We start from the raw sequence: 7,237 nt of genomic DNA, 5'->3' as shown, positions 1-7,237 counted from the left end.
TTACTATCTGTGGGCCTCATTCCATAAAAAAGGTCTTCTTTATAAAAGGCTCCTTCGCGTTCCATGACTTCTCCGAGAATAATGGGTTCCGAATCGCCCGGAAGCGGCAACCTAACTCCATAAACATCAGTGGGTCCCCAGATATCGCCATCTTCAATCCCGTGAGTGATAGGGTGATTTTTGCCAGTTTCAGCTACAATTCCCCTGGTACTTTGATGCTTGTGGTGCCCGTGATGAGAAATCCATTTCTCACCTAAAACCAGGCGCCCAAAACCGTCTGCCCATTCTTTTTTGTCACCGGCATACCCATTGCTGTAATGTTTGAAATTAGACTTGGATTCCGAATCAAAATTAAAGGCGTGGGTAGCTGTTCGGATACCAATGACCGGCCTGCCACTTTTCAAATAACTATCTATGATTTGCATTTGTTCATCCGGTAGTGCCCTAAATCTGGTGAAGATCACCATCACATCTGCTGTATTCAAGGCATCCAGCCCGGGAATGTTTTTGACATAATTTGCATTAATTATCCCCGGTGCAGCCGAATCCTGAGCAAATAGCACGGTACACCTGAAACCATGTCTGGTGGATAGGATTTTGGCCAGCTGTGGTAAAGCCTCCTCAGATCGGTATTCCTCATCTCCTGAAATTAATACGACATGTTTAGTCTCGTTGGCTTCCGCATTAAATGTGAGCCATTCTTTAGGACCTGGTTCTGGCTCTTCTGAAGTTTTTTTATCTGTTTTTTGCCCGCAAGCCGTTATCAAGAGACAACCAATAAATAGGACGAATGCTTTTTTCATATGTAAGGTTTAATTGCGGGCTAATTATCAGATTTCCATGCCTTTTTTTATAAAAGCATATCCCTTGGTGTACACTTCCTCCATTGGTGAATAATCGCGCCAGACATTAATTGCATTGGCAAATTCAGGAATAATTGTACTAAAAGCTTCAATAGTAAGCCAGCCCATATAATCGATTTCCTTTAAGGTCCTGAATACTTCATCCCAGTTCACTTGTCCGCTTCCGGGGGTGCCCCGGTCATTCTCACTAATATGTACATGCTTTAAATAGGGAGCGATGGTCTTAATTGCTTCGGCCTGACTTTTCTCTTCAATGTTACCGTGGTGTGTATCGTACATGGCACCAAGACTCGGATGATTTACCTGCTCAGCCAATGTCTTTAAATCGGCCATGGTGTTGTAGAGGTAACATTCAAACCTGTTTAATGCCTCAGGTGCAAGAATAATATTGGCCTCCCTGGCAAGTTCAGCCGCTTTTTGCAACATTTCAATACTCCATTGCCTTTCTTCCTCCTTAGGGGGCTGACGTGTGAAATACGCAAAGCTGGAATGGAATGGGCCACAAATTACCTCGGCATTTAGAGCTGCTCCCATATCAATGGACCATTTTAGCTTCTCTAAGCCAGCCAGGCGGGTATTTTTATCAGGACTGGCAATATTTTCTTCCGGGGCCAGAGAGGCAACGCAAGTAATTCCCATTGCTATATCGGAGAAATACCTGCCAAGCTTGGAATAGTGTTGTTCATTACCTTCACCTAAAAATAATTCAATCCCGTCGTATCCGGTTTGTTTTAAGGTATCAACAATGCCATAGTGATGCTCCGTAACATGGTTTGTCCAGAGCAACATATTCATTCCAATTTTCATTTCAAAAATTTTATAGGCGTAAAACAGAAAGAAAACCACTGTCAAATAAATTGACAGCAGTTCTTGTTATATTAAAACTACAATTAACAGGCTAGGCCACTACAGGCTCCGCCTTGCGATTTTTTATCCAGAACCAAAGAATAGTGAACAGCACAATTAAGATCGCGGGAAATATAACCATAGTGCCTAAAGTTTCCTGCCCGGCCACTAATTCCAGCTCATCACCGGTGAGTCCCATGGAAGCAGCTTCCGCTTTATCCGTATCAATCCATTTGCCTATAATAGGCTGAAATATGGAGGTTGAAAACATTCCAACTGCACCTATAATAGACATTCCAAGGGCCCCGCTTTTTGGTATTTTGGCTGCGGTAAAACCAATCATATTCGGCCAGAAATATGCTATACCCAAGGCAAATATTACAGCTGCTACATAGGCCATTCCCCCTGTTTGAGTGCTAAAAAGGTAAATACCAAGCGTTGCCAGAATTGATGAGCCCAGCAATACTCCGGTCTGATCAAATTTGCCTACAACAACGCCTCCAAAATATCTTGCTACCGCCATTAGCCCGGTAACCAGGGCTAAAATAAGCATGGGTTGAGCGCCACTTTTTGCCAGGATAAGTCCCACCCATTGCTGAGGGCCAAACTCCGTAATTGCGGTAAGCGCCATGCAGGCCATCATAAAAATAAATAGCGGAGAGAACATGGCTTTTAGATTACTTCCAATGGATGCGGCTTCCTCAATTTTTGCCTTAGGCCAGGCTTGTCCGAAATAGAGGTAAGCGTAAATTAAGGTCGGAATTAAAATAACCCATATTTGGGTTTCCCAGCCCAATCCGGCATCCGTCATAAATTTTGAAATCAGACTTCCAATAACGATTCCTCCGGGAAACCACATATGAAATCTGTTCATCATTTTACTCATCCTGTTTCCCTGATAAGCATCGGCAATCATTGGGTTACAGGCCGCCTCTGTGCAACCATTACCAAGGCCAATAAGTAAAGTGGAAATTAGCAGTCCTATATAACTACCGGAATAAATTGTCATAATAATGCCAACTGCGTGAGCAAAAAAGGCGAATTGCATAATTCGTTTCCCACCAACGGTATGATAGATCAATCCTCCAATAACCATGGATATTGGAAAACCTAAAAACCACATGGAGTTAATAAAACCTAATTGCTCGGCTGATAAACTAAGTTCTTCTCCCAGTTGAGGCAGTATGCCTGCTCGTATGCTAAAAGAAAAAGCAGTGGTAATCAGGGCAAAACAACTACCATAAAAAAGCCGTTGAGAATTAATTTTGGGGGCGCTTGTTGTGTTTTCCATTTGTTTAGTTTTGGTTGATTTACAAACTCATATTTGTGAAAAAGAGTTATTTTGAAAATATAAGTTTAATGTCTTTTTTGCTAAAATCATAATTAATTTTCAATTGTCTTATCTCATATTTGAAAAATACCTTAATTTTTTGTCTAACTGATAAATTTTATTGATAATTGATTTTTAGCTAATTTAGAACAAAATACGGTCGACCGCAGTTAAGAATGCGGAAATTACACACAGCACAAATAAGCAGAAGTATGCAACAAAACAACTATCCAAAATTACATAACGCATCCTGGCCCGGAGTAGTAGGTAAAGGCCCGGATTCTGAACCCCCTATCTCTATCGATACAATGATAGACCTTACTGCGAATGCAGAGGTAGATGGAATTAAATTTGACGGATTTGACCTTTTTCTCTTCGATCCTCATATGAATATTGACGCATCTGATGATGAAATTAAAGTAATGGCCGATAAAGCCAGGGCCAAAAATTTGCAAATAGGCAGTTTGGTTGCGCCCGTCTGGACTCCTACAGGAGGAGGTTCAGCAATGGGCACTAAAGAAGAAAGAGCTCAATTCGTGACTCAAGTGCGAAAGTCATGTGTAATTGGTCAAAAACTAAGAGAGATTGGAGTTAGACCTAATGGTATTATTAGAATAGATTCATCTGTTGATCCCGAGACCTGGGCTACAGATCCTGTGGGCAATACCAAACTAATTGCAGAGACATTTCGTGAGGCCTGCGATGTAGCAGCAGACTATGGAGAATCTCTTGCCGCAGAAGGTGAAATTTGCTGGGGTGGAATGCATGGCTGGAAATCTATGTTAAATACGCTGGAAGCCGTAAACAGGCCTAATATTGGATTTCAGGCGGATATGGCGCATACACTTTTGTATCTTTTAGGGTATAATAAGCCCGACGAAAGAATATTGCCCAAGGACTTTAAATGGGAAGACAGAGATACTTTAACTCAAGGGCTAAAAACACTTACGGCTGCCCTCAGACCCTGGACCATAGATTTTCATGTTGCCCAAAATGATGGTACTGTTTTTGGTGCAGGCTCTCATGATAAAACCGGAAGGCACTGTCAGGCATCTGATCCAAATGGGAAATTAAATATTCCTGTTGATGCAGGACACTGGCTGAGAAATGAAGATGGAAGTCTAACTAAAAAAATTAGACATATATGTTGGGATGGTTGCATGTTTCCTAATGATGTGATGATGCAGCCTAAAACATGGAATGATGTTTTGGGTGCTATGATTAAGGTTCGCGAACAGCATGGTTGGTATGAATCTGTTTAATTGCTAATCTAATACTACATTACTACAAATGGGAACTAAGAAACAAATAAGAATTGGATTAATCGGTTACGGATTTATGGGAAGAACCCATTCCAATGCCTATAAAAGAATGGGGGATTTCTTTCCTGAATTAGAATATCGTCCCGTTCTCAAAGCGGTCTGTGCCCGCAACAAGGAACGCGTAAAAGCATTTGCTGAACAATGGGGTTACGAATCTTTCGAAACAGATTGGAAAACTTTAATTGCGAGGGATGATATTGATGCTGTGGATATCTGCACTCCAAACAATATGCATGCCCAAATTGCCATAGCCGCTGCTGAGGCAGGAAAGATGGTGCTATGTGAAAAGCCGCTGGCGAGAACAGTAGCAGAGGCACAACCCATGGTGGCCGCAGTTGAAAAAGCAGGGGTCAACAATACAGTTTGGTATAATTACCGTCGGATTCCGGCCGTAACTCTGGCCAAGCAACTTATTGATGCAGGTAAACTGGGCAAAATATTTCATTATCGGGCTAATTTCTTGCAGGATTGGACCATCAGTCCGGAACTACCCCAGGGAGGAGAAGGCTTATGGCGATTAGACAATGATGCTGCGGGTTCCGGGGTTACTGGTGACCTTTTGGCTCATTGTATAGATACGGCTATGTGGCTAAATGGGGGAATTAAAGATGTATCCGCGGTAACCGAAACTTTTATAAAGGAAAGGGTACATACTGCTTCAGGTGAGGTTCAAAAAGTGGATATTGATGATGCATGTATTTTTCATTGTCATTTTGATAATGGTTCCCTCGGCCTTTTTGAATCTACCAGGTATGCCAGGGGCCATAAAGCGCTTTACACCTTCGAGATTAATGGGGAGCATGCTTCTCTAAAATGGAATCTGCATGATCTGAATCGTCTGGAGTATTTTGATCACCGGGATGAATCAATAGAACGTGGTTGGCGTTCTATACATGTTACGGATGGAGATCAGCCTTATATGGATAAATGGTGGGTGCCCGGCTTGTCCATAGGCTATGAACATAGCTTTGTACACCAGGTAGCTGACTTCTTTAAAAGCATTGAAATGGGGAAGCCCTGTTCCCCAACTTTCAGGGAAGCACAGGAAACACAAAAGGTATGTGAGGCCGTCCTTGAATCCGCCAAATCCAGAAGCTGGAAAGATACGGGTGTCTCTTGGTAATCAATCAGTAAAACTCAAATAAGCTAAAATAATGAGTGAATCAATTAAAGGTTTTTGCCTTCATGGAAGAGAAAAAATTTTACCCAACTCAGGGGTTAAGGTAACAAGTAATACCTCTGTTGTAGCCATGGAAATGCCAGAATTGAAAGAAGGGGAAATCCGTGCCAGGACATTATATACGGGTATTTGTGGTTCTGATAATAGTGCTAGTCTGGGTAAACCAAACTTTGATTGGGTAGAACGCCCCAGGATTATTGGACATGAATTTAGTGCGGAGGTATTAGAGTTGGGCCCAGGGGATCATGGCGATCTCATGGTAGGAGATATATTTACACCATTGGCAATGTTGGGTTGCCAGGATGAGGATTGTCCGGCGTGCAGTGTGGCTAAATGGAATTTATGTCCGTCAAAACAAATCATCGGATTTCATAGAAATGGCGGCTTTGGACAACAGGTGGTTTTGGAATCAGATCGGGTGGTACCCTTAATGAAAGGTTTGACCCCGGAACAAGGTGCCCTGGTTGAACCATTGTCTGTTATAGTCAATGCGTTGCACAATAAGTGTACTATAAAACCCGGACAGGATGTAGTAGTTACCGGCTGCGGAATAATAGGATTAATGTCTGCCGAGTTGGCCAGGGCGGCAGGTGCCAGGGTTGTAGTTACCGGGATAGAACATGATGTGAATATGCGTTTAAAGAAAGCTGCTGAAAGGGGATTTATTACTATAGTTGTTTCTCCGGAGAATTCATTAAATGCTCAATTAACTAAGGGAATAACAGATAATAATGGTATTCCTTTTGGAGCTAATGGGAAAGTAGATTTACTTATTGAGTGCTCAGGAGTGCCACAAGTACTTTCAGAAGCGATTTCTGTGGTCAGGCCGGAAGGTGATATCTGTGTAATTGCGACATATCCAAGAGATGTGGAAATAAATGCTACACATCTCACCCGTACCTCATTGAATATGCGCGGCTCGATGGGGTCATGCCGCGATGATTATATGGTGGCACAAAAGCTGATGGTAACGGGGATATTCCCATCAGAACATTATATTAACCACTATGAATTTAGTGATATCAGTCAAGCTTTTGAAGATTCCATCCTGGCAAATAATGTAAAAGCTGTAATTAAAATGAATTGATTAAAACGGTAATAAAGTATTAGTTCAACAAATTGGAAAATAATATATGCATACAATTTTCATAACCGGCGGTACAGGTTGTATTGGTTCGGTAACTATATATAAACTGTTACAATCTGAGGAAGTTGGGAAAATTGTAGTTGCTGCCAGAACTGGCAATCCGGAGACTTTGAAATTATGGCTGGGTGATGAACTCGATGCCCGTTTGGAGTTTGTTACCCTGGATGTAGCTAATTACAAAGCAATATCTGAAATACTAACTAAGGTTAACCCAACACATATTATACATTTGGGTGCTTATCAGAGCCCGGACTGTTCCAAAGCTCATATTCGTGGAATGGAAATAAATACAGGAGGCACCATGGCCCTTTTGGACGCCGCAGAAAATTTGCCTAACCTCAAAAGATTTGTATTTGCAAGTTCCGCTGCCGTTTACGGGATGAGAGCCATGTATCCGGAGGCCACTATTAATGAAGAGGCACCATTGGCACCGCCAAATCATTACGGGATCTGGAAGCTGGCCGGGGAACATCTGGCTCGTCTGTTTTATGACAATACACAAGTACCCACTGTATGCCTGAGAATTAATACAACCTATGGAAAAGGACG

General features: G+C 42.1%; 7 protein-coding genes. 4 read left to right on the top strand and 3 right to left on the bottom strand.

Going from position 1 to position 7,237, the window contains the following annotated elements; translation table 11 throughout:
- The 3 genes from WBM60_RS01440 to WBM60_RS01430 form a co-directional block, all read right to left on the bottom strand.
- A partial coding sequence (locus WBM60_RS01440; protein ID WP_424282669.1) for a hypothetical protein occupies nt 1-803 on the bottom strand: 803 nt, incomplete at its 3' end.
- A 27-nt stretch (nt 804-830) separates the two neighbouring features.
- A complete protein-coding gene (locus WBM60_RS01435; RefSeq protein WP_424282668.1) occupies nt 831-1,670 on the bottom strand; it encodes a sugar phosphate isomerase/epimerase family protein in 840 nt (279 codons plus the stop codon).
- 91 nt (nt 1,671-1,761) lie between these two features.
- Nucleotides 1,762-3,000 (bottom strand): MFS transporter, encoded by a 1,239-nt coding sequence (locus WBM60_RS01430; protein ID WP_424261492.1) that lies wholly within the window; start codon nt 2,998-3,000, stop codon nt 1,762-1,764.
- Between the two features lie 251 nt (nt 3,001-3,251).
- On the opposite strand from WBM60_RS01430, the gene WBM60_RS01425 reads away from it, so the two are divergent.
- The 4 genes from WBM60_RS01425 to WBM60_RS01410 all read left to right on the top strand — a co-directional run.
- Complete coding sequence (locus WBM60_RS01425) at nt 3,252-4,301, top strand: sugar phosphate isomerase/epimerase family protein (protein WP_424277069.1); 1,050 nt, start codon at nt 3,252-3,254, stop codon at nt 4,299-4,301.
- 28 nt (nt 4,302-4,329) lie between these two features.
- Entirely contained in the window at nt 4,330-5,484 is a 1,155-nt protein-coding gene (locus tag WBM60_RS01420; RefSeq protein ID WP_424282667.1) for a Gfo/Idh/MocA family protein, read from the top strand.
- Nucleotides 5,485-5,515: 31 nt separating this feature from the next.
- Entirely contained in the window at nt 5,516-6,628 is a 1,113-nt protein-coding gene (locus WBM60_RS01415; protein WP_424278620.1) for a zinc-dependent alcohol dehydrogenase, read from the top strand.
- A 46-nt stretch (nt 6,629-6,674) separates the two neighbouring features.
- Nucleotides 6,675-7,237 (top strand): NAD-dependent epimerase/dehydratase family protein (locus WBM60_RS01410; protein WP_424282666.1); only part of this gene is annotated, 563 nt, incomplete at its 3' end.

This window comes from Eudoraea sp., assembly GCF_049669105.1.
Classification (GTDB): domain Bacteria; phylum Bacteroidota; class Bacteroidia; order Flavobacteriales; family Flavobacteriaceae; genus Eudoraea.
The sequence above is the reverse complement of the archived record's forward strand: the minus strand, read 5'-3'. Positions and strand labels throughout refer to the sequence as shown.

Excerpts from the sequence above, each read along its gene's own strand:
- WBM60_RS01435 (WP_424282668.1), bottom strand. The coding sequence starts at position 1,670 with ATGAAAATTGGAATGAATATGTTGCTCTGGACAAACCATGTTACGGAG.
- WBM60_RS01430 (WP_424261492.1), bottom strand. The coding sequence starts at position 3,000 with ATGGAAAACACAACAAGCGCCCCCAAAATTAATTCTCAACGGCTTTTT.
- WBM60_RS01425 (WP_424277069.1), top strand. The coding sequence starts at position 3,252 with ATGCAACAAAACAACTATCCAAAATTACATAACGCATCCTGGCCCGGA.
- WBM60_RS01420 (WP_424282667.1), top strand. The coding sequence starts at position 4,330 with ATGGGAACTAAGAAACAAATAAGAATTGGATTAATCGGTTACGGATTT.
- WBM60_RS01415 (WP_424278620.1), top strand. The coding sequence starts at position 5,516 with ATGAGTGAATCAATTAAAGGTTTTTGCCTTCATGGAAGAGAAAAAATT.